A 24,835-nucleotide genomic window follows, 5' to 3' on the forward strand; every position below is an offset into this window, starting at 1 on the left:
GTCCATGAGTCCGATAAGCTCTGCGGATCATGGTGAAGGCCGCTCCCGTCGCACTCGCGCTGGCCGCCGCGTCGCTCCTGGCCGCCGGATGCGCGGCCGACGACGATCCGGTACGCGCGCGGGCGGGCGACTGCCTGGAGGCGCTCGGGGAGGGCAAGAAGACGACCGAGTTCCGCATCGTCGGCTGCGGGACGCCGGCCGCCGCGTACAGGGTGGCCAGGCGCCTGACCGGCGGCGACAGGTCGTGCGGCGGCAGCACGTACGGCTACGTCTCCTCCGGCTACGCGCGGGGCGCCACTCGCTGGCATCTGTGCCTGACGCTGAACGCCCGGGTCGGCGACTGCTTCCACCAGGAGGTCGGCTTCCCCACGGGCAAGGCCGCCAAGACGCCGTGCGGGCCGGAGGCCACGTACAAGGTCGTCAAAGTGGCGGAGGGCACCGCCGACAAGGAGCTGTGCGGCGAGGACGCCGGATACACGCTGGTGGACGACCTGACCGGCCCGATCGCCCTGGTCTACCGCGATCCGCCGCTCACGATCTGCACGGACGGCGTGGACAGCTGAGAGCCGGCGGCCGCGCGGCCCGCCGGCTCTCCACGAAACCGGTTGTCACCAGTTCCGGCCCCAGTGGTCCCAGGAGTTCCAGCGACCCCACCTCCTGCGGTGCCGGTGGCAGAATCCGCGGCGGCGGCGCCACCATGGGCAGCCACCTTGCTGGAAGCCGGCCTGGGATACACGAGTCATGGTCATGATCCCTCCCCCGTGGACTGAGTCCTAAATATGGACTCTAGACCCCATATATGGCCAAATCGCCGCATATTTCGGGATTTCACGCAGACTTGACTGATCAGCGGGCGTTGGCGTCGAAGTTGGCCAGGTAGGACTGGATGAAGTGGTCGCGGATCCCGTCGCCGCCCGGCGCCAGGAGGTCGGTGGTGCGGCCCATGAGCCGGTCCGCCAGGCCCCCCGCCAGCGACATCTTCTCGCGCAGCCGCCCCTTGGCGTCGAAGTAGCGCTCCTCGGCCACGTGCCGGAACAGCGGCGCGGGCGGCAGCTGGGGCACGACGTCGTTGTTGTTGACGAAGCGGAACATGCGCCCCTTGAACGCCTCGTCGTAGGCGGCGGCCAGCTGCGGACAGCAGGTGCGCGGCTGGCCGAAGGTGTAGACGCCGTCGGCCAGCAGGGTGGGGTCCTCGAAGTAGGTGCGCGCCGCCGCCAGCATGGCCAGGGCGCCGCCCAGGCTGTGCCCGGTGAACCAGAGCGACTGGCCGTTGTCGCGCCACTCCTCAAGGGTGCGCAGCATCGCCGGGTGCACCACCTCCAGGGCGCGGTAGAAGCCGGAGTGGATCATGCCGGTGCCCGCGGCGTACGGCGCGAGCAGCGTGTTGGCGTCCGACAGCCAGTCACGCAGCTCCTCCGGCTGTGTGCCGCGGAACGCCACGACGATCATGTCGTCGTTGGCGGCGATGTACGCCTGCGTGTCCTGCAGCGGGAACGGCGGCGTGTGCGGCACCCGGAAGGACATGACGCGGTCGAACCCCCAGCCGTTGGCCGTGGCCCTGACCCGGTCCTCGTCCTTGTAGGCCAGGTCGGCGGCGTAGGCCAGGCAGCGCGCGTGCGCCAGGCTGTAGCCGGTGGTCGCGTGGTCGAAACTGATCGCGGTCATGGGTCTTCCCCCTCGCCTCATGGGGGGAGCCACTGATCCGGCGGGGCGCCCCCGCGGGGTCGCCCGCCGTCAGACGACATGTACCACGCGAGGCCGGGCGTCCGGCGCCGCCACGCTCAGACGTCTCCCGCACCGCCGTCACCTGCGGAAACTCTGGTACCACGGCGATCACTTCCAGGAATCTGCTCATATGAGCAAAATCCAGCTCAAGTGTTGCAAGCAGGTTAATACCCGACTTACGGTGCGTTATCTACGTCACAAACGGAGGCCCAAATGCGTGGATTCCGGCCGATCACTATTGCTGCCCTCAGTCTGATCACGGCCCTGTCCGCCTGCTCGGTGTCCGCCAATCCCGGCGGATCCCCCCAGAACACGGACCAGAAGGCGGACGGCCCCGTCGCCATCGGGTTCAGCCAGGCGACCCAGCAGTCCCCCTTCTACGTCCAGCTCCGCGAGGGTGCGGAGGCCGCCGCCAAGCAGGCCGGCGCCACCCTCTACTTCGCCGACGCGGGCGGCGACGTCACGAAGCAGAACAACGACATCCAGGACCTCATCACCCGCCAGGTGGACGTCCTGCTCATCAACCCGGTCGACCCGCAGGGCGTGCAGCCGGGCATCGCCGCCGCCAAGGCGGCCGGCGTCTCGGTCGTGACCGTGGACCGGCCGGTGCCCGAGGGCGCGGTCTCGCACGTCGGGCGCGACAACAAGGCGATGGGCGCGCTCGTCGGCAAGCGGCTCAGCGAGGAGCTCGGCGCCAAGGGCGGCAAGGTCATCGAGATCCGCGGTGACGCCGGCGGCGCCGTGGCGCGCGACCGCAGCGCGGGCTTCCACGAGGCGGTGGCGGCCAACCTCAAGATCAAGATCATCGAGGGTCCGTACTCGGACTACGTCCGCTCCAAGGCGGTCACCGCGATGCAGGACCTCCTCCAGGTCCACCCCGACGTGGCCGCCGTCTACGCCCACAACGACGACATGGCGCTCGGCGCGCTACAGGTCCTCAAGGAGAACGGCAAGGACAAGGTCCTGGTCGCCGGGGTGGACGGCCTCATGGAGGCGGTCAAGCAGATCCCCGACGGCCAGTACGTGGCCACCGCCCTCAACGACCCCATCTCCCTCGGCACGAAGGCCGTGGACACGGCGCTCAAGGTGCAGAAGGGCGAGCAGGTCGAGCCCTCCATCGACGCGGGCACCGCGCTGGTCGACCAGGACAACGCGGCTGAGTACGTGGGCGACGGCGAGTTCGCCCAGGCCTCGAAGTAACGCCCCCACAGTCAAGACGAGAAAGGCGACAGGATGCCGGAAACCATGCAGGCAGCGGTGCTCCACGCACCCGGTGACATCCGGGTGGAGCAGGTGCCCGTGCCCGAGCCAGGCCCAGGCGAGGCGCTCGTCCGCGTCGCGGCCTGCGGGGTCTGCGGCTCGGACATCCCGCGGATGCTGCACGCGGGCGCGTACCACTTCCCGATCATCTGCGGTCACGAGTTCTCGGGCCACGTCGTACGGCTCGGCGAGCGCCTGGCCGCCACCGGCCGGGTACGCGAGGGCGACCTGGTCACCGTGCCCCCGCTCATTCCCTGCCACGCCTGCGCCCCCTGCAGCCAGGGCCAGTTCAGCCTGTGCATGAACTACGGCTACTTCGGCAGCCGCAGGGACGGGGCGTACGCGCAGTACGTCACCGTGCCGGACGAGAACCTCATGGTGCTGCCGGCCGACCTCGACCCTCGGGCGGCGGCCATGCTGGATCCGGCCGCGATCGCCCTGCACGCCCTGTGGCGCACCAAGATGCGCGGCGGCCACCGGGTGGCGGTGGTGGGCGCGGGCCCCATCGGGCTGTTCGCCGTCCAGTGGGCTCGGATCGCCGGGGCGTCCGAGGTGCTGGTGATCGAGCTGAACGAGCAGAAGGCCGCCATGGCGACCGAGGCCGGCGCCACGCACACGGCGACCAGCGCGGAGGCGGCCGGCGACCTGGCCGGCGACGGCTACGACGTGGTGATCGAGTCCGCGGGCGTGCCCGCCACGATCGACCAGGCCGTCTCCCTGGTGGCCAGGCACGGCGAGGCGGTGTTCATCGGCATCCCGCACGAGCCGGTGGTGCTGCCCAAGGCCACGTTCAGCTCGTTCCTGCGCCGTGAGGTCACCCTGCACGGCGCCTGGAACTCCTTCTCGGCGCCGTTCCCCGGCGACGAGTGGCGGGTGGCGGCCAGGTCGCTGGCCTCGGGCGACCTCGCGTGGAAGTTCATGATCACGCATGAGCTGGGGCTGGACGCGCTGCCGGAGACCATGGCCAGCCTCGGCGACCGGTCGATCTTCAGCTCCAAGGTCCTCTTCCTGCCGAACGAGGAGTGACGATGACGGCTTTCCTCGCCCTCGACCTGGGAACCGAAGGCGCGCGGGCGGCGGTCTACGGCGCGGACGGTTCGGTCCTGGGGGCGGGCGACGACGCGTACCCGACCTGCTTCCCCCGGCCCGGCTGGGCCGAGCAGGACCCGGACGACTGGTGGCGGGCGAGCGTGCACGCCGTGCGCCAGGCGCTCGCCCAGGCGGGCGACCCGTCCATCGCCGGGGTCGCGGTCGCGACGACCGCGTCCACGGTGGCCGTCCTCGACCGGCACGGGCGCCCGCTGCGGCCGGCCCTGCTGTGGATGGACGCCCGCGCGGGCGAGGAGTCGGCGCTGACCGCCCGAGCCGGCCACCCGGTGCTGCGCTACTCCGGCGACAGCGACGCGGTGGAGTGGCTGGTGCCCAAGGCGATGTGGCTGGCCCGCCACGAGCCCGAGACCTACCGCGCCGCGGCGCGCATCACCGAGGCGGTCGACTACATGGTGTGGCGGCTCACCGGGCGGTGGGCCGGGTCGCGGATGAACGCGGTCTGCAAGAGCAACTACGACCCGCGCGGCGCGGGCTTCCCGCACGACCTGTACGAGTCGCTCGGCATCGGCGACCTGGGCGGCAAGCTGCCTGACGACATCGTGCCCGTCGGCGACCCGGTCGGGCCGCTCGGCGCCGAGGCCCGCGACGAGCTGGGCGTCACCGGCCCCGCCATCGTGGTGTCCGGCGGCATCGACGCGCACCTGTCGCTGCTGGCCATCGGCGGCGCGCCGGAAGGCCGGGTGTCGATCGTCTGCGGCACGTCCAACGCGTTCGTCACGGAGATCGACGAGCCGGTCTTCCCGTCCACCGTCTGGGGGCCGTACCCGGACGCGCTGCACACCGGCCGCTGGCTCGTCGAGGGCGGCCAGGTGAGCGCGGGCTCGGTGCTGGCCTGGGCCGGCGAGCGGCTCATGGGGAGGCCCAGGGCGGAGCTCGGCGGGCTCATCAAGGCCGCGGCCGCGCTGCCACCGGTCGATCACGGCCTGATCGTGCTCGACTACTTCATGGGCAACCGCACGCCGCTGCGCGACCCGCGGCTGCGCGGCGCGGTGCTCGGGCTGACCCTGGGCAGCTCCCCCGAGCAGGTCTACCGGGCGGCCGTGGAGGGCGTCGCGTACGGCACCCGCCAGGTGATCGACTCCTTCACCGGCGGCGGGATCGCCGTGGACGAGGTCTTCCTCTCGGGCGGCATCCGGCACAACGAGCTGTGGCTCCAGACCACCGCCGACGTGCTGGGCCGGCCGGTCCACCTGGTCGCCGGCGACAACCTCACGCTGCGCGCCTGCTCGGTGCTGGCCTCGGCCGGCTCCGGCCACCACGCCTCCCTGGCGGAGGCGGCGGCGCGCTACGCCCCCGACGTGCGCACCGTGGAGCCGGTCGCCGCGCACGTGGCGGCGTACGAGCAGGGCTACGCCGACTACCGGGCGGCCACCGCCGCCACCGCGGAGCTGTCCCACCGCCTGAGCGAGCCGGGAAGGGGGGCGCGCTCATGAGCGAGGACGACCAGCTCTACCAGGTGTCCGTGCGCTACTACGAGAACGGCGAGACGCAGGAGCAGATCGCCCACGCGCTGCACCTGACCCGCTGGAAGGTGGGGCGGATGCTGGCCGAGGCGCGCGAGGCCGGCATCGTCCGGATCGAGGTGCTGCATCCGCGCTCCCGGGTGCGGACGCTGGAGCGTTCCCTCAGGGAGCGGTTCGGGCTGCGGGACGCCATCGTGGTGGCGAGCGGCGGCAGCGTCGACGACGAGCAGGTACGCGACCGGGTGGCCGCGGCCGGAGCCGACCGCCTGGCGGAGACCCGGCCCGTGCCCCGGCTGATCGGGGTCTCCTGGGGGCGCACGCTCGACCGGCTGGCCGGGGGGCTCGCCCCCGGGTGGGCCACCGGCGTCAACGTGGTGCAGATCAACGGCGCGCTCAGCCGTTCCCGGCAGCCGAGCAGCGCGCACAGCATGGCGAGCCAGATCGCCCACCACGGCGGCGGCACCGCGACGCTGCTGGCCGCGCCGGCGATCCTGCAGCAGCAGAGCACCCGGGCGGTGCTGGAGAGCGACCGGGCCATCGCCGACGTGCTCGCGCTGGCCGCCCGCGCGGACCTGTTCCTGTTCAGCCCCGGCGGCATGGGCAGCGACTCGGTGCTGGTGGACACCGGCCAGATCGACGAGGACGACCTCGACCGGCTGGCCCGCGCCGGCGCGGTGGGCGACGTGCTGGGCCGCTTCATCGACGCGCGGGGCCGGATCGTCGACCCCGACCTCGACGGGCGCACGCTCGGCCTCTCCCTCGACGTGCTGCGCTCGGCCACCACCTCGGTCGCGCTGGTCAGCGGCGTGGCCAAGCGCGCGGTGTGCCGCGCGGTCGTGACGAGCGGCCTGTGCGACGTGCTGATCACCGACGACCAGAACGCCACCCACCTGCTGGAGGAGGCATGACAGGGACCGCCGAACGCCTGCACATGGCCGGGATCGTCAAGCGCTTCCCCGGCACGGTCGCCCTTGACGGCGTGGAGCTGAGCGTGCGCCCCGGCGAGGTGCACTGCCTGCTGGGCGAGAACGGCGCCGGCAAGAGCACGCTCATGAAGATCCTGGCCGGCTCGTACCAGCCGGAGGAGGGCACGATCCTGCTGGACGGTCAGCCGTTCAGGCCCGCCACCCCGCACGCGGGGCTGGCGGCCGGGATCGCGGTGATCTATCAGGAGCTGGACCTGCTGCCCGACCTCACCGTGGCGCAGAACCTGCTGCTCGGCCGGGCGCCTCACCTCGGCCCGTTCGTCCGGCACGGGCGGCGGGCGCGGCTGGCCCGCGAGGCGCTGGACCGGGTCGGCGCCACGTTCCCGGTGACCGCCCGCGTCAGGGACCTGCCGATCGCGGCACAGCAGCTCACCGCCATCGCCAAGGCGCTGACCGCCGACGCGCGCGTCATCGTCATGGACGAGCCCTCGGCGACGCTGGGCGAGAGCGAACTGACCGCCGTGTTCGAGGTCATCCGGTCGCTCACCGCCGAGGGGCGTTCCGTGATCTTCATTTCGCACCGGATGGACGAGGTGATGGAGATCGGCGACCGCGCCACGGTGCTGCGCGACGGCCGTACGGCCGGCGTGTTCGACCTCGCCTCGACCGGTCCCGACGAGATCGTGGCCGCGATGATCGGCGAGGCCGGCGAGCTCGTGAGCGCCACCGACCGCGCGGCCCCCGGGGGCGAGCCGCTGCTCAGCGTCGAGCGGGTGCACGTGCCGGGGCTGCTCGACGTGCGCGGCATCGAGGTGCGGCCCGGCGAGGTCGTCGGGCTGGCCGGGCTCGGCGGCGCGGGACGGACCACGCTGCTGCGAGCGCTGTTCGGCGACCTGAAGGCGCAGGTCGTGGCCCGGCTGGACGGCCGCCCGCTCAAGGTCGCCGGCCCGGCCGCCGCCGTGCGCGCCGGCCTCGCGCTGGTGCCGGAGAGCCGGAAGGAGCAGGGCCTGATGCTGGGGCTCTCCGTGAGCCGCAACGCCGCGATCAGCGCGCTCGGCCGGCCCCCGTGGGTGCTGCCCGGCCGGCTCGGACGGCGCCTCACCTCGCCCGCGCTCGCCGACCTCGGCGTCAAGGCCGCCGGGCCGGGACAGCTCGTCGGGCAACTGTCCGGCGGCAACCAGCAGAAGGTCGTGCTGGCCAAGTGGATCACCCGGGGCGGGATCAGGGTCCTGCTGCTGGACGAGCCCACGCGCGGCCTCGACGTCGGCGCCAAGGCCGACCTCTACCGGCAGGTGCGCCACCTCGCCGACCAGGGCGTGGCCGTCCTGCTCGCCAGCAGCGAGCTCAACGAGCTGACCGCCAACGCCGACCGCATCCAGGTCCTGTACGAGGGCCGCAACGTCGCCCGTTTCGACCCCCGGGTCAGCCCGGAGAGCGTCATCGCGCACACCGTCATCACAGGAGCCGCACCATGACCGCATCCCTCGGATCCACGGTGGCCTCAACCGGCCAGGAACGCGGCGCCCGCGCGCGCCGCGGCGCCGACCTGATCGTCAAGTCCAACCTGCTGCTGGTCTTCCTCGCCCTGTGCGTGGTGGCGACGCTGCTCGCGCCGCAGTTCCTGACCGGCCGCAACATCGCCAACCTGCTGCAGCAGTCGTCGCTGACCGGCATCGTCGCCATCGGCATGACGATGGTGGTGCTGACGGCGGGCATCGACCTGTCCGTCGGCAGCGTGGCCGCCTTCGGCGGGATGACCGTCGCCCTGCTCATGGGCTCGGGCGTGCCGGTCCTGCCGGCGATCCTGCTCAGCATGGTGGCGGGGGCGGCGTTCGGCGCGATCATGGGCGGGATGTCGGCGTACCTGTCGCTGCCGTCGTTCATGACCACCCTGGCCGGGCTCACCGCCGTACGCGGGCTCACGTACCTGCTCACCGACGGCAAACCGGCGGAAAGCGGCGGCCCCGAGGGGTTCCAGCTGCTCGGCGGCGGGTTCATCGGGTACGTGCCGATCGTCGGGATCATCTTCGTGGCGATCACCGTCCTCGCCGCCCTCGTCCTGCGGGGCACCACGTTCGGCGAGTACGTCTACGCGGTCGGCAGCAACAAGGAGGCCGCCCGGCTGTCGGGCCTGCCCGTACGCGGTGTGATCACCACCGTGTTCGCCGTGTCCGGCGCGCTGGCGGCGCTGGCCGGGGTGCTGCTCACCTCGCGCCTCACCGTGGGCCAGCCCACCGCGTTCAACGGCCTGGAACTGGACGCCATCGCGGCCGTGGTGCTCGGCGGCACCAACCTGTTCGGCGGGCGGGGCGGCGTGTTCGGCACGTTCGTGGCGGTGCTGCTGCTGTCGGTGCTGCGCAACCTGTGCAACCTGCTCGGCCTGGGCTCCTTCTTCCAGATGGTGGTGACCGGCCTCATCCTGCTGGTCGCCCTCGTACTCAACATGCTCATCGAGAGGCGTGGCGCTCGTGCCTGACACCATCCCCGGCTCGTTGCGGGCCTACCTGCACGGACTGCCCGGCGTCGACGAGGTCGGCGTGCGGAAGCGGGCCGCCGACCTGGCCACCAGGTCGATCAAGACCACGGCCAAGCGGGCGGCGCTCGACCTGGCCATCCGCATGGTCGACCTGACCACCCTCGAAGGGGCGGACACCCCGGGCAAGGTGCGCGCGCTGGCCGCCAAGGCCATGCGGCCCGACCCGTCCGACGCCACCGCTCCCCCGGTCGCCGCGCTCTGCGTCTACCCCGACATGGTGGCGGTGGCCGCCGAGGCGCTGGCGGGCAGCGGGGTCGGGCTCGCCTCGGTCGCCACGGGCTTTCCCTCCGGGCGCACGTCGCTGGAGGTGAAGCTGGCCGACACCGCCGCCGCCGTGGCCGCCGGCGCCACCGAGATCGACATGGTCATCGACCGGGGGGCGTTCCTGGCGGGCGACCACGGCAAGGTCTTCGACGAGATCACGGCCGTCAAGGAGCGCTGCGGCGAGGCCCACCTGAAGGTCATCCTGGAGACCGGCGAGCTCGTCACCTACGACAACGTCCGCCGGGCGTCCTGGCTCGCGATGCACGCCGGCGCCGACTTCATCAAGACCTCCACCGGCAAGGTCGCGCCCGCCGCCACCCTGCCGGTCACGCTGATCATGCTGGAGGCCGTCCGCGACTACCGGGCCGCCACCGGACGGCAGGTCGGGGTGAAGCCGGCCGGCGGCATCCGCACCGCCAAGGACGCGATCCGCTACCTGGTGCTGGTCAAGGAGATCGCCGGGGACGACTGGCTGGACCCGGCGTGGTTCCGGCTGGGCGCCTCGACGCTGCTGAACGACCTGCTCATGCAGCGCACCAAGCTCAGCACCGGGCACTACAGCGGCCCCGACTACTACACCATCGACTAGGGGGAGGCGTGGAGATCTTCGAGTACGCGCCCGCGCCGGAGTCACGCTCCATCGTGACCATCCGGCCGTCGTACGACCTGTTCATCGACGGCGAGTTCGTCGCCGCCAAGAGCGACGAGCGCATCGTCACCGTCAACCCGGCCGACGAGGAGCCGCTGTCGGAAGTGGCCGCCGCCGGCGAGGCCGACGTGGATCGCGCCTTCACCGCCGCCCGGCGGGCGTTCGAGCGCGTGTGGTCGCCGATGCCGGGCGCCGAGCGCGGCAAGTACCTGTTCCGGATCGCGCGGATCATCCAGGAACGCGCCCGCGAGCTGGCCGTCCTGGAGTCGCTGGACAACGGCAAGCCGATCAAGGAGACCAGGGACATCGACCTGCCGCTGGTCGCCGCCCACTTCTTCTACTACGCGGGATGGGCCGACAAGCTCGCCCACGCGGGGTTCGGGACCAGGCCCCTCGGCGTGGCCGCGCAGGTCATCCCGTGGAACTTCCCGCTGCTGATGCTGGCGTGGAAGGTCGCGCCCGCGCTGGCCACCGGCAACACGGTCGTGCTCAAGCCCGCCGAGACCACCCCGCTGACCGCCCTGGCGTTCGCCGAGATCTGCCAGGAGGCGGGCCTGCCGCCCGGCGTGGTGAACATCGTGACCGGCGCAGGCGACACCGGCCGGGCCGTGGTCGCGCACCCCGGCGCCGACAAGGTCGCCTTCACCGGCTCCACCGACGTCGGCAGGGAGATCGCCCGCGCGGTGGCCGGCACCGGCAAGCGGCTCACCCTGGAGCTGGGCGGCAAGGGCGCCAACATCGTCTACGACGACGCGGCGATCGACCAGGCCGTCGAGGGCATCGTGTCCGGGATCTTCTTCAACCAGGGCCACGTGTGCTGCGCCGGCTCGCGGCTGCTGGTCCAGGAGTCGATCGCGGAGGAACTGCTGGCCAAACTGCGCGCCCGCATCGAGCGGCTCCGGCTCGGCGACCCGCTCGACAAGAACACCGACATCGGGGCCGTCAACTCCGCGGCTCAGCTGGCCAGGATCCGCGAGCTGGCCGCCGCCGGCGAGGCCGAGGGCGCCACCGGCTGGTCGCCGGCGTGCCCGCTCCCGGAGCGCGGCTACTGGTTCCGTCCCACCGTGTTCACCGGCGTCACGCAGGCGCACCGGATCGCCCGCGAGGAGATCTTCGGGCCCGTTCTGTCGGTGCTCACGTTCCGCACCCCGGAGGAGGCCGTGGCCAAGGCCAACAACACGCCGTACGGGCTGTCCGCCGGGGTGTGGACCGAGAAGGGCTCCCTGATGCTCTGGACCGCCAGCCGGCTGCGCGCCGGCGTGGTGTGGTCCAACACCTTCAACGTGTTCGATCCGGCCAGCCCCTTCGGCGGCTACAAGGAGTCCGGCTACGGCCGCGAAGGCGGCAGGCACGGGCTGGAGGCATACCTTGGCTGACATTTCCCCGCGCATCGGCGTGCGCAAGACGTACAAGCTCTATGTCGGCGGCGCGTTCCCGCGCTCGGAATCAGGGAGGTCCTATCCCGTGACGTCCCCGGCAGGCGACCACCTCGCCAACGCCGCCCTGGCCTCCCGCAAGGACGTGCGCGACGCCGTCGTGGCGGCGCGCAAGGCGTTCCCCGGGTGGTCGGGCCGGACCGCCTACAACCGGGGGCAGATCCTCTACCGGATCGCCGAGATGATGGAGGGGCGGCGGGCCCAGTTCGCCGAGGAGGTCGCGGCGGCCGAGGGCGTGAGCGCGGCCAGGGCCCAGGCCCTGGTGTCGGCGGCGGTCGACCGCTGGGTCTACTACGCCGGGTGGGCCGACAAGATCGGCCAGGTGCTCGGCGGCGCCAACCCGGTATCGGGGCCGTACTTCAACCTCTCCGAGCCCGAACCGACGGGCGTCGTGGGCGTCTTCGCGCCCGCCGGCTCCCCGTTGCTCGGGCTGGTCTCGGTGCTCGCCCCCGTGATCACCTCCGGCAACACGGCGGTGCTGGTGGCCGACGAGCGCGCGCCGCTGCCGGCCGTCACGCTGGCCGAGGCGCTGGCCACCTCCGACCTGCCGGGCGGCGTCGCGAACATCCTGACCGGCCGCCTGGCCGAGCTCGCCCCGCCGCTGGCCGGCCACGCCGACGTGAACGCCCTGGACCTGGCCGGGGCGGGCGGTCTCGCGGCCGAGCTGGAGGCGCTGGCGGCGACCACGCTCAAGCGGGTCCTGCGGCCGGGCGCGGACGACTGGAACGACGCCGATCCCGGGCTGTCCCGGATCAGGCCGTTCCTGGAGACCAAGACGGTCTGGCACCCGATCGGCCGCTGACCGGTGGAGGTCAGGCGTACCCGGCCGCCGTCCCCCTCCGCCACCAGCAGCAGGACGTCCGCCGACCCGCCGTGGCTGGACGAGGCCATCGAGGTGGCGGGGCCGGCCCTGACCCTGGCCCGCTCCGGGCGTCGCCGGGCCGGCTCCCCGTCATCGGGGTCCGCCGTCGCCCCGGTCGAGCAGGTCAAGGAAGGCCGTGGCCGCCGGTGACGGATGGTTCGCCCAGATCAGGTGCTCCACCCGTTCCGGGGCGTCGCGAAGCCGGATGGTGCGCAGGTCGGGGAAGCGCGGCGCGTACGCGGCCGGCAGCAGCCCCACGCCGAGGCCCTGCCGCACCAGGTCGACCATGAAGTCGGCGGACGACACCTCGAAGGCGACGTCACGCCGCACCCCCGCCGCCGCGAACGCCTCGTCCGACTGGACCCGCCCGGCGTGGCCGGCGCGCCAGTCGACGAACGGCTCGTCCGCCAGGCTCCGCAGCTCGACCACGTCGCCCGCCAGGCGATGGTCCGGCGCCACCACGGCGACCAGCTCGCCCCTGGCCAGCCGGCGGCCCTGGACGGCCTTCGGCTCCGCGCGCGTCGGCAGGCCGAGGAACGCCACGTCCACGCCGCCCTGCCGGACCCGCTCGATCAGGTAGTCGCTGCCGCCCGAGGCGAGCGTGACGCGCACCCGCGGGTGCAGGTGGCGGAACTCCTTGAGCACGACCGGCAGGTCGACGGCCGTCACCGTGGGGATGGCGCCGACGGCGAGCCGCCCGCGGATCTCCCCGCTCGCCGCGGCGACCTCCGCGCGGGCCCGGTCGGCGGCCTCCAGGCACTCCCGGGCGGCGGGCAGGAACGCCTCACCGGCCGGCGTCAGGCGCACGCGCCGGCTGGTCCGCTCGAACAGCCGGGCGCCCAGCTCCCGCTCCAAGGCGGCGATCTGATGGCTGAGCGCCGACTGCACGACCTGGCAGCGCTCGGCGGCCCGGGTGAAGTTGCTGGTCTCCGCGACCGCGACGACGTACCTCAGCTGTTGCAGCTCCATGCATCCATCGTGCACCACGATCGATCACGATGAAAATTATGCGTTGGACTCATTGATCGGGCTTCGCCCACCCTTGAGTCATGGTGGCAACACATGACATGAATCCACGTTCGACCTTGAGAGCATGGCTGGGCGTCGCGGCGATCACGGCCAGCCTTTTCGTCTTCCTCACCACGGAGTTGATGCCCGTCGGCCTGCTCACCCCGCTGAGCACGAGTCTCGACATCACCGTGGGCGTCGCCGGGCTGATGGTCACGTTGCAGGGGGTCTCCGCCGGACTGGGCGTGCCGTTCATCGTGGCATGGTCCAGGCGCGTCAACCGGCGGGCGCTCCTGACCGTCCTGCTCGCGATCCTGGCCCTGGGAAACCTGATCACCGGCATCTCGCCGAACTATGCGCTGATCTTGACGACCCGGCTCATCATGGGATTCGCCAGCGGCGTGTTCTGGGCCATCGGCGTGAGCATGGCGATGCGCCTCGTCCCGGAACGCCACGCGAACAGGGCGGCCTCGATCGTGATGTCCGGCATCTCGATCGCCACCGTCGTGGGCATCCCGCTGGGCACCATGCTGGAAAGCCTCACCGACTGGCGGGCCACGTTCCTCCTCTGGAGCGGCCTGTCCGTGCTGGTGCTCCTCACGGTCGCCGCCACGGTTCCCTCGCTGCCGTCGGCCAACGCGGTCTCGGTCCGCGAGGTCTTCGGGCTTCCCCTCAAGAACGTGCCGCTGCGGCTGGTGCTGTTCACCGTCGTGCTGTTCGTGCTCGGGCATTTCGGTGCGTACACGTTCGTCCGGCCCTACCTGGAGAGCAGCGCGGGCGCCACTCCCGCCTTCATCACCGTCGTGCTGATGGTCTTCGGCGCCTCGGGCGCCGTCGGCAACTTCATCGCCGGGCACACCGTCGGCAGGAACCTGCGCGGCAGCTTCGTCGTCGGCTGCGCGGGACTCGTCGTGTCCCTGCTCCTGCTGCTCGCGATCGGCGACGGCCCGGCCGGTTCCGTCATCGCGCTGGTCGTCTGGGGACTTTCCTTCGGCGCCGTGCAGCTGTGCCAGGTCAACATGACGCTCAACGCCGCGCCGGAGACCTTCGAGGCCGCCATGTCGCTCAACACCATGGCGTACAACACCTCCATCGCGCTCGGCGCGCTGTTCGGCGGGCTGTTCGCCGACCACCTCGGCGTCACGAGCGTCGTCTGGTTCGGTGTGGCGCTGACCGCGGGCTCCCTGCTCCTCAACCTCACCACCGGCCGGAGGGCCGCCCGCGCCACCGCCGCGGAGCAGGAGCTGACCACCAGCGGATACTGAGAAGGCCCCGCGGCGGCAGCGGGGCCTCTTCGTTCCGGGGGGCGGCTACAGTCCGGTCAGCTTGAGGCTGACCACGTACGAGTAGGCCGTCTGTTCGGTCCCGGTGAGGGTCCTCGTGACGGTCGTGGTGCCACCGGTGGCCAGCCCCGCGCATGTGCCGCCGGTCGCGGTCACCGTGCCGAGCAGGTCGCCCTGACCCCAGATCGGGCCGTCGGCCTCACGCAGCTGGAAGGCCACGTTCTGGGTGCTCAGGATGATCGAGGTGGGGTTCTCGAAGTCGCCGGGATCCCCGTCGTCACCGGCGTTCATGCCGTAGTAGTTGGCGTTGATCCGAGGGAACAGGTTCCCGTCGACCAGGAACCGGAGCTCGTCCCGGCCGTCCCGGTCGGCCACGTTGCCGGCGTCGATGTCGTACAGCGTCACGCGGCACGAGCCGGCCATGGCGGCCGCCGGGGTCGTGGCCAGCGCCACCGGCGCGACCATCCCTCCGGCCAGGGCGAGTGCGGCGATCACCTTGCGCGAATGCATGCTTCCTCCTGAGGATGCCGGCGTCTCGCGACTGTCGCGGGACGCGGCATCAGAGTGCGGCGCGGACCGTGAGCGCATCGTTAGAGCCCAGGTCAGCGGACAATGGCACACAACGCGTGTAATTCTTGGCACAGCCGGTCGGCCGGCCGGTGCCTACCGTGCTTCGCATGGGAGACTCCCTCAGTCTGCTGCTGCTCGGCACGCCCGAGCTGGCCATCGCGGGGAGCCCGGTGCGGATCCGCTCCGCCAAGACGCGGGCCCTCCTCTGCTACCTCGCCGCCGTGCCCGGCGCCCGCCCGCGCGCGGAGCTCGCCGGGCTGCTGTGGGGCGAGCGCCCTGACGCCCACGCCCGGGGCAGCCTGCGGCTGGCGCTGTCGGAGCTGCGCAAGGACGTGGGCCGCTGGCTCGACATCACCCGCGACGACGTCGGCTTCCGCGCCGACCACGCGTGCTTCGTGGACCACCGGCAGCTCACGCGGGCCCCGACGGTGGCCGGGGCGCTGCGGCTGTGGCGCGGGGAGTTCCTCGACGGCCTCCGTTTCGGGGACGCGCCTGATTTCGCCGGATGGCTGGAGTGCGAGCGGCGGCGGATCCGGCTGGTGCTGCGCGAGCTGCTCGTACGCGCCGGGCCGGATGCCTGCGAGGACGTCGTACGGCTGGCCAGGATCGTCACGGAGCAGGACCCGTACGACGAGGAAGCCCACCGCGTGCTGATCGGCTCGCTGGCCAGGACCGGGAACCGGGCCGCGGCGCTGGCCTGCTACGACGAGCTGCGGCTGCGCCTGGCACGGGAGCTGGGCGTCGACCCGGCGCCCGAGACCCGCGCGTTGCGGCAGCAGCTCGTGCCCCGTCCCGCAGCGCCCCGCCGGGCTCCGCTGCCGGTGCCTGGGTCGGGGCTGATCGGCCGCGAGCGCGACATCCACCGGCTGCGCACCCTGCTGTCCCGGCAGCGCCTGGTCACGCTGTCGGGTCCGGGCGGGATCGGCAAGACACGTCTGGCCATCGCGGCGGCCGGAGCCGGGGACCAGGAGGTCGCGTTCGTCTCCTTCGCGGGTGTACGCGCCGAAGCGGCCGTGACCACGCTCGCCCGCCGGCTCGGCGTGGACCTGTCACCGCCGCGCCCCGCCGCCGAGCTGCTCCTGGCCGCCCTCGCCGGCCGCTCCGCCCTGCTGGTGCTCGACAACCTCGAACACCTGCCGTCCTTCGACGCGACGATCGGCGAGATCCTGCGGGTGGCTCCGGGCGTGCGCGTGCTGGCGACCAGCCGGCGACGGCTGGACGTACCCGGCCAGGTGATCGTCCCCGTGGAGGGGCTGCCGGGGCCGGCGGCCGAGGCGCTGTTCGCCGCACGGGCGCTGAAGGCCCGGCCCGGGTTCGACCCCGAGCGGGAGGCGCCGCTGGTGGCCGCGATCTGTGCCGCGACCGGCGGGATGCCGCTGGCCATCGAGCTGGCGGCCGGGCTGCTGCGCGCCGTGCCCTGCGCCGACCTGGCCGAACGCCTCGGCGTTGACCCGGGGCTGCTCTCCGCCGCCGGACCGGCCGTGCGGGCCAGGCACGCGAGCATGCGCACGGTCTTCGAGACGTCCTGGCGGCTGCTCGACCCGGAGGGGCGGGCGGCGCTGGCCGCGCTGTCGGTGTTCGGCGGCGGGTGCACGCTGGGCGCCGCCCTGGAGGTCGCGGCCACCACCCCCGAGGTGCTGGTCCAGCTGGTCGACCACAGCATGCTCGAGCTCAGCCCGTCCGGCCGCTACACCCTGCACCCCCTCATCCAGCAGCTCGCCGCCGCCCATCTGGACGACCACGCGGTACGCGACCGGCACGCCCGCCACTACGCCCGCCTCCTCGACCGGCACGCCACGGCGCTCCAGGACGGCTCCGACGCCGAGGTCGTCCGCGTGCTCGGCGCCGAGATGGACAACCTCCGGCCGGCCTGGCGGGCGTCCGGGGAGCCCCGCTTCCTGTACCTCTACTGGACGCTGTGCCTGCGGTTACGCCTGTACGAGGAGTCGCTGGCGATCGTCAGCGAACGCTTCGACAAGCCCTCGGTCGTCAGCGAGCGCTTCGACGGCGCTTCTGAGGATCGGGGCCTGCGCGCCCGGCTGCTCCGGATGGCGGCGGTGAGCTCGCACCAGCTCGCCAGGGAGCGCGCGGCCACCCGCTTGGCCCGCGCCGCCCTCGACACGCTCAGCGAACCGCTTCCGACCACCCGCACCGGCCTCACCACCGCCCTCCTCGCCGCCGCCACCCGCCAAGCCGCCCACCGCCTCCTCCCGACCGCCACCCACCGCCCCCTCCTCGCACCTCACCACCCGCATCCGCCGTCTCGCCGCCTCCTCCCGGCATCTCGCTGCGGTCTGCCCTCTTCCCTCATGGAGGGGGTCGAGGCCGCGCACGCGCTCACCCTCCTCGCCCGGCTCGCCTACCACGAGCAGGACCTCCCCGTCATGCTGGTGACCTCGCTCCGCCAGCTCAACGCCGCCGACCGGGCCGCCGACCCCGCGCTGCGCGCCGAGGCGTACGCGAACTTCGCCACCATCGCCCGCCTCGCCGGCCACCACCGGATCGCCGCCCGCTACGGCAGGCTCGCCGACCAGGCCATGGCCGCCGTCGACCGGCCGGCCGAGGCGCTGCACCGGGCGCGGCTGGCCCGCGGGATAGAGCTGCTGCACGCGGGCCGTTTCGAGGACGCCAGGCGGTCGTTCGCGGCAGGGCGGACCCGCACGATCGACCCGCGCGTGGCCGAGAACTGCGCGGGCATGCTGGCCGAGACCGCGATGTGGCAGGGCGACTTCGCCACGGCCGTCGCCATCTACGCCGAGACGGAGGAACTGGCGGTCGCGCGGGTGGGCGGGGACGACATCGGCCGCCACTGGTGCCTGACCGGACGGGCCGAAGCGCTGTTGCGCCTGGACGGGGTGCCGGTGGAGCGGATCCGGGAGCTGCTGGCGGCCGCGCGGGCCTCGCACGAGCGGCGCCGTACGCACGAGAAGGAGCTCGGCCTGCGCGACAGCCCGGCCCGCCGCACGATCCAGGAGCTGCGCCTGCTCGCCATCGCCGCCCGCCTGGACCCGGAGCGGGCGCGAGCCGCGCTGCCCGAGGCGCTGGCGCTGGCCGAGCGGCTGCCGGCGGTGCAGCCGGGCATGCTGGAGTGCTGGACGGGCCTCGCCGAGCTCCTCCACCACCCCGCCGACACCGGCCTCGTACGGCGGCTGCTCAGGCACCTGTCCCGGTACGCCACCCGCAACCCCGGCGCGGCGGCCCGGATCGGCTGGGCCCGCGCCCTGGCACTGTCGGCCGCCGGTCGGCCGAGGCAGGCCCGGCGCGCGGCCGAGCAGGCGATGGCGGCGGCCGTACGCCTGTCGGTGCCGTACGACCGGGGCAGAGCCGAGGCCCTGACGCGGCTGTGATCGCCGCCGAGGCTCGGACGGACACGCATGGCGTCATCGCACGTCATCACGGCGTGGCGTCATCGCAGGTCATCACGGCATGGCGTCATCGCGGGTCATCACGGCGTGGCGCCGAGCTCCACGCAGCACGCGCCCGGCCGGGGGACGAGCGCCGTCTTCACGGTGGTCGCGCCGAGCCCTTCGCAGTACGCGGTCAGGAAGGCATGGTTGATGCCGCACACCAGGTCGGGGTCCTTGGCCGCGAGCGGGTGGAAGGGGCAGTTGTCGAGCCGCAGGCGGGTCGGCGCGACGCGGGACGGCTCGAAGCCGTGGCGTTCCAGCATGTGCCCGACGTACGTGAGAGCCCGCTCGGTGCCGAGCCTGCCGGGCTTGAGCCGGCGGCGCTCGGCCTGGCCCAGCTCGCGGCCCCGATCGCCCGCGACCCGCACGGCGGCCTGCGGCCCGCTCTCCTCGGGACGCTGCCCGCGCACCGCGTCGAGCAGGATCTCGGCGAGCAGGCTGTGCTCGCGCGGCGGGATGCTGACCTGCACCTGCAGGTCGGAGGGCTGGTAGAGCTTGGGGGCGCGGCCCACCTTGCGGATGCCGCCCGGCTGGGCGTAGGTGGCGACCAGCAGGCCCACCTCGACCAGCTTGTCCAGGTGGAAGGCGGCCAGCTTGCGGGAGATGCCGACGCTCTGCGCGGCCTCGTCACGTGTCACCGGCTCCTGTGACTGCCGGATGAACGCGTACATGCGGCGCCTCAGCTCGTCGTCGAGCGCCGCCACGGCCCGCACCGCCTCGTCCGTCACGCCACCACGATAGCACCCGGTGATTGAGTCGAAACCCCTTGCCTCCAAGCCATGGACGGGATAAAGCTAAGAATCATTGGCGAAATAGGAGGTGGTCATGTCCGCGCCGTTGCATCAGGCCAAGCGCCCCGTCACGGCTCTGGCCGGGCCGTACGGACACCCGTTGCACCCGATCCTGGTCACGGTGCCCATCGGCGCCTGGGTGACGAGCCTGGTCTTCGACCTGGCCTCGCACGTGGTCCCCGATCCGGCGTTCCTGGTCCGCGGCTCGCTGTGGCTGATCGCCGTCGGAGTGATCGGCGCGCTGGCCGCCGCCCTGTTCGGGTTCCTGGACTTCCTGGCCATCGCGCCAGGCACCCCGGCATTCCGTACGGCACTCATCCATATGGCGCTCAACCTGCTCATCACCGCCGCATATGGCGCCGCATGGGCCTGGCGAGCGACCACCGGGCCGGAGCCGGTGAGCGCGGGCCCGATCGCGCTCTCGGCGGTCGCCCTGGCCGCGCTGGGGGTCTCCGGATTCCTCGGCGGCAAGCTCGCCTACCGCTACGGCGTCCGCGTCGCCGACGAAACGACGCAAGCAGAAGGCTTCCGTCCCTGACCCCCGGAGAGGCAGATCACCATGGCCATCGCCGCCCTCGTCACCTGGATAGTCACCGCGCTCGGCGGGTTCTACATGCTCGGCGTGTGGATCTCCCGAGGCGGGCACCGTGACCGGCAATCACGCCTGCCCGCGCCCGTGGCCTTCGGCCACCTCCTGCTCGCCGCGATCGGGCTCGTCCTCTGGATCGTCTACCTCGCCCTCGACAGCGACGTGCTGGCGTGGAGCTCGCTGGGGCTGCTCGTACTGATCGCCCTGCTCGGCTTCACCATGCTGTTCCGCTGGATCCCCGTCTACCGCGCCCGCGCCACCAGCCCGGCGCCCGAGCGCTCCATCCCGGTCGCCGTCGTGGCCGGCCACGGCGTGCTCGCCGTCGCCACGCTCGTCCTCGTCCTCCTCGCCACCGTGGCCGGGAGCTGACGTGCTCAACGGATCGACTCCGAGCCGGGGCGGCCGCAACGGCTCCGCCGTCCACACGCCAGGCATCGACCTGCCCGCCGCCGAGGAAGCGGCCAGGCAGTTCCTCGACGCTCTGGGCATCTGCCTGGACAGCGAGAGCCTGCGCGGCACCCCCGGCCGGATGGCTCGCGCGTTCGCCGAGCTCTTCACCCCACGTTCCTTCGAGCTGACCACCTTTCCCAACGACGAGGGGTACGACGAGCTCGTCCTGGTACGCGACATCCCGCTCCGGTCGGTGTGCGAGCACCACCTGCTGCCGTTCACCGGCATCGCCCATGTGGGATACCTGCCGGGGCCGCGCATCGTCGGCCTGTCCAAGCTCGCCCGCGTCGTCGAGCACTTCGCCTGCCGGCCACAGGTCCAGGAGCGCCTCACCAAGCAGGTCGCCGAATGGCTGCAGGAGCACCTGCGGCCCCGAGGGGTCGGCGTGGTCATCCAGGCCGACCACACCTGCATGACGCTGCGCGGGGCGCAGTCCCCCGGGGCGCGCACCATCACCTCCACGCTCCTCGGCGGGCTGCGCGACGACGCGCGTTCGCGCGCCGAGTTCCTCGCACTCACCAGCCCCTGATCGCCCCGGCGGCGGAGGTCATTCCAGCAGGCTCTGCCCGATCCAGCCGCCGGGCGGGCAGCCCGGCGGGATCGCGAACACGGCGGACCCGATCGGCGTGGTCCACTCGTTCAGCAGGTCGGCCTCGGCCAGCCTGCGCTGGATGGGCAGGAACTGGGCGGCGACATCGGCCTGGTACGAGGCGAAGATCAGGCCGCTGTCGGCGTGCCCGGCCGCGCTGAGGCCGTCGTCGTAGTTGTAGACGCGACGGAAGATCCCCTTGGCGGGGTCGGGGCTGTGGGCCCGCCTGATGTGGGCGTACTCCGAGATGACCGGGAACCCGACCGCCGTCAGCCTGGCGAAGTCGGGCGGGTCGTGCTCGGCGGCCCCGGTCAGCGGGGCGCCGGTGTCCAGGCGGCGGCCGACGGTGAACTCCTTGGCGACCCGGTCGGCCGCGTCCCAGGTCTCCAGCTCGGCCCGGATCCGCCGGAGCACCAGCGTGGTGCCGCCGTGCAGCCAGGCCGGAGCGTCGCCGCCGGCCCACACCGCGCGGTCGAAGGCGGGGGTGCCCGGCACGGGATTGGCCGTCCCGTCGAGCTGCCCCATGACGTTGCGCTGGGTCAGCCCGGCTTTCCGTACCCCGGCGGCGCGCCGGAACCCGCGCTGGATCCACCGGACGCGGGTGAAGGCGCGGGCATCCTTGACGATCATGCGGAGGGCGTGGGCAACGGTCAGGGGGTCATCGGAGCAGATCTGCACCAGTACGTCGCCGCCGTTCCAGCGAGACTCGAGCTTGTCGATCGCGAAGCGCGGCAGCGGCTCCACCGACGCCGGACGCGAATCCGCCAGGCCGGCCGCGGCGAACAGGCCGGGGCCGAACCCGAAGGTGACGGTCAGGCGGGCGGGCAGCACCGCGAGCTCCGGCTCGGTGTCGGCCAGGGCGGGAGTGCCCGCAGTCAGGCGGCGGGCGTCGTCGCTCAGCAGCCTCATCATCCGGCCCACCGCCTCACGTCCGACGCCGCTGCGCAGGTCGAGGCCGAGGAACGCGGCGTGAGCCTGCGGGGTGGTGGCGACTCCGGCTTGATGCGAACCGTGAAAGGGCTCCACAGCCGAGCCATCCACCTGAACCGGCTCAGCCACCTGGACTGGTGCGGCCGCCCGCGCCGCCGCCGCCGGTGCGGCGAGGACACCGGCCGCGGCGGCGGCGCTTGAAGCCAGCAGACCCCGCCGAGTGAGGCGGCTCCGGGCACCCATCAGCTCATGTCCTTGCCGGGCCGGTAGTCCTCCTCGCCACCGGCGAAGTCCTTGCCGATGGCGGTGAACCGCACTGTGGCGCCATCGGCGAGCGTCAGGGTGAAGGGCACCTCAGCCCCGGGCTCGACCTTGCCGGTGATCCCCATCAGCATGATGTGATCACCACCAGGCGCCAGCTCGTGGGAGCCATGAGCGGGAACGACGAACCCACCCTTCTTCGGACGCATCACCATCTTGCCGCCGGAGTCCGCCACCTCATGCAGCTCGATCTCCGGCGACAGCGGCGAAGCGCCCGAGACGACCGTCACCTCCTTGTCGGTGTTGTTGACCAGTGTCCCGAAGGCAGCGGTCATGCCCTTCTCCCCGGTCTTGACCCAGGGGTCGGTGATGGTCAGAGCAGGCGAGGGGCTGGCGGCGGGCGTCGCAGCCCCCGGCGGGGTGGCCGAGGTCGTGGCCTGTGTCCCGCAACCGGAGACGAGTACGGCCGCGGCCAGCGCCACGGCAGGAAGGAAAAGCGAACGGGAAACGTACATGATGGGCCTTTCACGGCAGCCCTCAGCGCACGGTGGCGTACCACCGCGCCGAAGGCGGATCACACAGGGTCGTTTGCCGCGACCGCCGGACAGCGGCGATCGCGCGGTGCCCGGCCACGGCCGGGCATGGTGACAACCCCCAGCCTGACCGCGGGGATCAGCTGGAGAGGAAGACGAACACCTGCGTGAACGGCGGACCCCGCCGAGGTGCGGCGTGCGCCAGCGCGACCGACCGCAACCGTCCCGGCTCGGACGCCGTGACCATGGCAGCCGGCTCATGGGCAGGCCGCAGGAGGACCACCAGCACCTGGCACAGTCGCGCGGCCAGCCGGTGGAGGCACCCCCACAGCGCGGCCTCACCGCGCGCCAGCCACAGCGCGATCAGCCCCGCCGCCCCCGCATGCGCGACCAGCATGCCCGCACCGGGCGCCATCCCCTGCTCAGCATGGCCGAGTGCCGCGTGCCCAGCAGAAACGTGACCAAGCACGGCATGTACGGCGGGAGCGTGGCTGAGGGAGAACAGCACATGCAGAACCACCTGCATGCCGACCATCAGCGGCAAGATCGCCACCAGCGTCCGCTCACGCCCCGAGGCCGCGACCGCCACCCCGAACGCCAGCAGCAGCCCACCCGCCACCACGGGCCCGGCCACCGACCCCCCGCCCAGGAGGTGCGCCAGCACGCTCAATGCCACGCACACCACGGCGAACACCGAGGCACGCGCGAGGCGGAACGGCAGGGAGGCGGTCATAGCAGGCTCATCCTCCCATCCCACCCCGTCGCCCCTGAATCCCCCCGCAAGCTTCGAACCTCCGGGCCTGGCTCCGGAGGTGGCGGGATTCAGGCGCCGTACATGCCGTCGATGTCGAGGGTCCCGCGCGTGCCAGGGGCCGAGCAGTGGCGCCGCGGGGAGGCGCCAGGGGCTCAGGCCCTCACCCATAAGACCCGCCCGCCTCGCATCGCCGCTGTCCCACCGTCCTGAGCCACCCACCCCGTACGCTGAGCCTTCCAGCAGGCGATCGCATCGCCGGATTGTCGGTGGCGAAGGCTACGGTGGGCGCGAGGAGGCGGTAATCAGTGGAACTCTCCCCCCAACAGGTGCTCGGCCTGCGGATGTCCAGCCTGCTGCTCCGAGCGTCACCCGGCGACGCCAGGCGGGCGACGGATGTGGCCGAGGTGGTGACCTGGCTCGGGGCGATGCAGGCGCAAGACCTGGCCAGCGGTCTGTGGTCGTTCGGCGTGCGCCTGCCCGGACACACCGCCGCCGACGTCACCGCCGCGCTGGAGCGGCGTGAGGCGCTGCGCACGTGGCCGATGCGCGGCACCATCCATTTCGTCCCGTCCCGCGACGCCCGCTGGATGCTCGAACTGATGGGCGTCCGGGTGCTGAACGGCGCGGCGAGGCGGCGCGAACAACTCGGCCTGTCGGAGGAGACCGCCGTTCAGGCCATGGAGGTGCTGGGCGCGGCCCTGACCGGCGGCGGGCGGCTGAGCCGGTCGGAGTGCCTGGCCGTGCTGGCCGACAAGGGCATCGACACCAGCGGGCAGCGCGGCTACCACCTGCTGTGGTACGCCAGCCAGCGGGGCCTGCTGTGCATCGCCCCCAACATCGGCAACGAGCAGAGCTTCGTGCTGCTCGACGAGTGGGTTCCCGACCCGCACCGGCCGGAGCGCGACGAGGCGCTGGGCACCATCGCCCTGCGCTACTTCCGCGGCCGCGGGCCGGCCACCCGGCACGACTTCGCGGGCTGGACCGGCCTGACCGCCGCTGACGCCAAACGCGGCATCGCGGTGGCCGGCGACGCACTGGCCCGGGTGACCGTCAACGGCGTGGAGACGTACCTCGACGCCGCGCTCCTCGACACCACCCCTCCCCCGGCCGGCGACGACGAGGTGCTCGTGCTGCCCGGGTTCGACGAATACCTGCTGGGCTACAAAGACCGCTCACTCATGGTCGCCGACGAGCACAAGGCGGCCATCATCCCCGGTAACAACGGGGTCTTCCAGTCCACCGTGGTGCGCACCGGCCGGGTCGTGGCCATCTGGAAACGCACCCTCACGAAGAGCCGGGTACGGATCGTCGTCCAGCCGCTCGTACCGTTCCGCGGAAGCGACCGGGCGGAGGTCGAGCGGGCGTTCGAGCAGTACGCGCAGTTCGTGGAACGCACCCCGGAGGTGCGCTGGCCCTGACCCGTCGCCTGTTCAGGCAGC

General features: G+C 72.6%; 23 protein-coding genes. 16 read left to right on the forward strand and 7 right to left on the reverse strand.

The genetic code is table 11. The annotated features are described in order from the left end of the window. Positions 1-29: 29 nt before the first annotated feature. Positions 30-563: an LppU/SCO3897 family protein gene (locus FH608_RS02380; RefSeq protein WP_139628110.1), complete on the forward strand. Its 534-nt coding sequence runs from the start codon at positions 30-32 to the stop codon at positions 561-563. Between the two features lie 283 nt (positions 564-846). Here the strand turns inward: FH608_RS02380 and FH608_RS02385 are convergent, their stop codons facing one another. Then, a complete protein-coding gene (locus FH608_RS02385) occupies positions 847-1,665 on the reverse strand; it encodes a lipase family protein (RefSeq protein ID WP_139628111.1) in 819 nt (272 codons plus the stop codon). A gap of 273 nt (positions 1,666-1,938) precedes the next feature. Here FH608_RS02385 and FH608_RS02390 point away from each other — a divergent pair, with 273 nt between their 5' ends. Genes FH608_RS02390 through FH608_RS02430 form a run of 9 tightly spaced genes read left to right on the forward strand, consistent with a single transcriptional unit; the run spans position 1,939 to position 12,171 of the window. Continuing rightward, positions 1,939-2,925, forward strand: a complete 987-nt coding sequence (locus FH608_RS02390; protein ID WP_139628112.1) for a substrate-binding domain-containing protein — start codon at positions 1,939-1,941, stop codon at positions 2,923-2,925. Positions 2,926-2,958: 33 nt separating this feature from the next. Further along, positions 2,959-4,011: a galactitol-1-phosphate 5-dehydrogenase gene (locus FH608_RS02395; protein ID WP_226898872.1), complete on the forward strand. Its 1,053-nt coding sequence runs from the start codon at positions 2,959-2,961 to the stop codon at positions 4,009-4,011. 2 nt (positions 4,012-4,013) lie between these two features. Beyond that, on the forward strand, positions 4,014-5,528 hold the full coding sequence (locus FH608_RS02400; protein WP_139628113.1) for an FGGY-family carbohydrate kinase: 1,515 nt from the start codon (positions 4,014-4,016) through the stop codon (positions 5,526-5,528). After that, the gene (locus tag FH608_RS02405; protein ID WP_139628114.1) at positions 5,525-6,466 is read left to right on the forward strand and encodes a sugar-binding transcriptional regulator; all 942 of its coding nucleotides are present in this window, start codon (positions 5,525-5,527) and stop codon (positions 6,464-6,466) included. The genes FH608_RS02400 and FH608_RS02405 overlap by 4 nt, the downstream gene beginning before the upstream one ends. Further along, positions 6,463-7,959 carry a sugar ABC transporter ATP-binding protein gene (locus tag FH608_RS02410; protein WP_139628115.1) on the forward strand — a complete coding sequence of 499 codons (1,497 nt, stop codon included), beginning with the start codon at positions 6,463-6,465 and terminating at the stop codon, positions 7,957-7,959. The genes FH608_RS02405 and FH608_RS02410 overlap by 4 nt, the downstream gene beginning before the upstream one ends. Next, positions 7,956-8,960, forward strand: a complete 1,005-nt coding sequence (locus tag FH608_RS02415; protein ID WP_139628116.1) for an ABC transporter permease — start codon at positions 7,956-7,958, stop codon at positions 8,958-8,960. The genes FH608_RS02410 and FH608_RS02415 overlap by 4 nt, the downstream gene beginning before the upstream one ends. Next, positions 8,953-9,873, forward strand: coding sequence for a deoxyribose-phosphate aldolase (deoC, locus tag FH608_RS02420; RefSeq protein WP_226898873.1), 921 nt, complete (start codon positions 8,953-8,955; stop codon positions 9,871-9,873). Before FH608_RS02415 ends, deoC begins: the two co-directional genes overlap by 8 nt. 14 nt (positions 9,874-9,887) lie before the next feature. Continuing rightward, positions 9,888-11,309, forward strand: coding sequence for an aldehyde dehydrogenase family protein (locus tag FH608_RS02425; protein WP_226898991.1), 1,422 nt, complete (start codon positions 9,888-9,890; stop codon positions 11,307-11,309). After that, positions 11,302-12,171: an aldehyde dehydrogenase family protein gene (locus tag FH608_RS02430; RefSeq protein WP_226898874.1), complete on the forward strand. Its 870-nt coding sequence runs from the start codon at positions 11,302-11,304 to the stop codon at positions 12,169-12,171. Before FH608_RS02425 ends, FH608_RS02430 begins: the two co-directional genes overlap by 8 nt. Before the next feature lie 150 nt (positions 12,172-12,321). Here the strand turns inward: FH608_RS02430 and FH608_RS02435 are convergent, their stop codons facing one another. Next, entirely contained in the window at positions 12,322-13,200 is an 879-nt protein-coding gene (locus tag FH608_RS02435; RefSeq protein ID WP_139628120.1) for a LysR family transcriptional regulator, read from the reverse strand. Between the two features lie 98 nt (positions 13,201-13,298). Here FH608_RS02435 and FH608_RS02440 point away from each other — a divergent pair, with 98 nt between their 5' ends. Further along, complete coding sequence (locus FH608_RS02440; RefSeq protein ID WP_226898875.1) at positions 13,299-14,504, forward strand: MFS transporter; 1,206 nt, start codon at positions 13,299-13,301, stop codon at positions 14,502-14,504. A gap of 45 nt (positions 14,505-14,549) precedes the next feature. Here FH608_RS02440 and FH608_RS02445 read toward each other — a convergent pair whose 3' ends face one another. Beyond that, positions 14,550-15,032: a hypothetical protein gene (locus FH608_RS02445; protein ID WP_139628122.1), complete on the reverse strand. Its 483-nt coding sequence runs from the start codon at positions 15,030-15,032 to the stop codon at positions 14,550-14,552. 167 nt (positions 15,033-15,199) lie between these two features. Here FH608_RS02445 and FH608_RS51200 point away from each other — a divergent pair, with 167 nt between their 5' ends. Further along, a complete protein-coding gene (locus FH608_RS51200; protein ID WP_193318191.1) occupies positions 15,200-18,439 on the forward strand; it encodes an ATP-binding protein in 3,240 nt (1,079 codons plus the stop codon). Positions 18,440-18,537: 98 nt separating this feature from the next. Here the strand turns inward: FH608_RS51200 and FH608_RS02460 are convergent, their stop codons facing one another. Further along, entirely contained in the window at positions 18,538-19,227 is a 690-nt protein-coding gene (locus tag FH608_RS02460) for a helix-turn-helix transcriptional regulator (protein WP_139628124.1), read from the reverse strand. A 97-nt stretch (positions 19,228-19,324) separates the two neighbouring features. Here FH608_RS02460 and FH608_RS02465 point away from each other — a divergent pair, with 97 nt between their 5' ends. The 3 genes from FH608_RS02465 to folE are packed head-to-tail and all read left to right on the forward strand — an operon-like array spanning position 19,325 to position 20,858. Continuing rightward, on the forward strand, positions 19,325-19,828 hold the full coding sequence (locus FH608_RS02465; RefSeq protein ID WP_139628125.1) for a DUF2231 domain-containing protein: 504 nt from the start codon (positions 19,325-19,327) through the stop codon (positions 19,826-19,828). 21 nt (positions 19,829-19,849) lie between these two features. Continuing rightward, positions 19,850-20,248 (forward strand): hypothetical protein, encoded by a 399-nt coding sequence (locus FH608_RS02470; protein WP_139628126.1) that lies wholly within the window; start codon positions 19,850-19,852, stop codon positions 20,246-20,248. A gap of 1 nt (position 20,249) precedes the next feature. Beyond that, the gene (gene folE / locus FH608_RS02475; protein ID WP_139628127.1) at positions 20,250-20,858 is read left to right on the forward strand and encodes a GTP cyclohydrolase I FolE; all 609 of its coding nucleotides are present in this window, start codon (positions 20,250-20,252) and stop codon (positions 20,856-20,858) included. Positions 20,859-20,876: 18 nt separating this feature from the next. Here folE and FH608_RS02480 read toward each other — a convergent pair whose 3' ends face one another. From FH608_RS02480 to FH608_RS02490, 3 genes are all read right to left on the reverse strand, one after another. Further along, complete coding sequence (locus tag FH608_RS02480; protein ID WP_139628128.1) at positions 20,877-22,091, reverse strand: Dyp-type peroxidase; 1,215 nt, start codon at positions 22,089-22,091, stop codon at positions 20,877-20,879. Beyond that, positions 22,091-22,591, reverse strand: a complete 501-nt coding sequence (locus FH608_RS02485; protein WP_226898876.1) for a copper chaperone PCu(A)C — start codon at positions 22,589-22,591, stop codon at positions 22,091-22,093. Before FH608_RS02485 ends, FH608_RS02480 begins: the two co-directional genes overlap by 1 nt. Positions 22,592-22,781: 190 nt before the next feature. Next, on the reverse strand, positions 22,782-23,375 hold the full coding sequence (locus FH608_RS02490; RefSeq protein WP_139628129.1) for an MFS transporter: 594 nt from the start codon (positions 23,373-23,375) through the stop codon (positions 22,782-22,784). A 326-nt stretch (positions 23,376-23,701) separates the two neighbouring features. Here FH608_RS02490 and FH608_RS02495 point away from each other — a divergent pair, with 326 nt between their 5' ends. Then, a complete protein-coding gene (locus FH608_RS02495) occupies positions 23,702-24,814 on the forward strand; it encodes a winged helix DNA-binding domain-containing protein (RefSeq protein ID WP_139628130.1) in 1,113 nt (370 codons plus the stop codon). Positions 24,815-24,835: the final 21 nt, after the last annotated feature.

It is taken from the genome of Nonomuraea phyllanthi (assembly GCF_006334985.2).
In the GTDB taxonomy this organism is placed as follows: domain Bacteria; phylum Actinomycetota; class Actinomycetes; order Streptosporangiales; family Streptosporangiaceae; genus Nonomuraea; species Nonomuraea phyllanthi.

Excerpts from the sequence above, each read along its gene's own strand:
- FH608_RS02410 (WP_139628115.1), top strand. The coding sequence starts at position 6,463 with ATGACAGGGACCGCCGAACGCCTGCACATGGCCGGGATCGTCAAGCGC.
- FH608_RS02390 (WP_139628112.1), top strand. The coding sequence starts at position 1,939 with ATGCGTGGATTCCGGCCGATCACTATTGCTGCCCTCAGTCTGATCACG.
- FH608_RS02385 (WP_139628111.1), bottom strand. The coding sequence starts at position 1,665 with ATGACCGCGATCAGTTTCGACCACGCGACCACCGGCTACAGCCTGGCG.
- FH608_RS02440 (WP_226898875.1), top strand. The coding sequence starts at position 13,299 with ATGAATCCACGTTCGACCTTGAGAGCATGGCTGGGCGTCGCGGCGATC.
- FH608_RS02395 (WP_226898872.1), top strand. The coding sequence starts at position 2,959 with ATGCCGGAAACCATGCAGGCAGCGGTGCTCCACGCACCCGGTGACATC.
- FH608_RS02465 (WP_139628125.1), top strand. The coding sequence starts at position 19,325 with ATGTCCGCGCCGTTGCATCAGGCCAAGCGCCCCGTCACGGCTCTGGCC.
- FH608_RS02490 (WP_139628129.1), bottom strand. The coding sequence starts at position 23,375 with ATGACCGCCTCCCTGCCGTTCCGCCTCGCGCGTGCCTCGGTGTTCGCC.
- FH608_RS02445 (WP_139628122.1), bottom strand. The coding sequence starts at position 15,032 with ATGCATTCGCGCAAGGTGATCGCCGCACTCGCCCTGGCCGGAGGGATG.
- FH608_RS02480 (WP_139628128.1), bottom strand. The coding sequence starts at position 22,091 with ATGGGTGCCCGGAGCCGCCTCACTCGGCGGGGTCTGCTGGCTTCAAGC.
- FH608_RS02470 (WP_139628126.1), top strand. The coding sequence starts at position 19,850 with ATGGCCATCGCCGCCCTCGTCACCTGGATAGTCACCGCGCTCGGCGGG.
- FH608_RS02415 (WP_139628116.1), top strand. The coding sequence starts at position 7,956 with ATGACCGCATCCCTCGGATCCACGGTGGCCTCAACCGGCCAGGAACGC.
- FH608_RS02435 (WP_139628120.1), bottom strand. The coding sequence starts at position 13,200 with ATGGAGCTGCAACAGCTGAGGTACGTCGTCGCGGTCGCGGAGACCAGC.
- FH608_RS02405 (WP_139628114.1), top strand. The coding sequence starts at position 5,525 with ATGAGCGAGGACGACCAGCTCTACCAGGTGTCCGTGCGCTACTACGAG.
- FH608_RS51200 (WP_193318191.1), top strand. The coding sequence starts at position 15,200 with ATGGGAGACTCCCTCAGTCTGCTGCTGCTCGGCACGCCCGAGCTGGCC.
- FH608_RS02380 (WP_139628110.1), top strand. The coding sequence starts at position 30 with ATGGTGAAGGCCGCTCCCGTCGCACTCGCGCTGGCCGCCGCGTCGCTC.
- FH608_RS02400 (WP_139628113.1), top strand. The coding sequence starts at position 4,014 with ATGACGGCTTTCCTCGCCCTCGACCTGGGAACCGAAGGCGCGCGGGCG.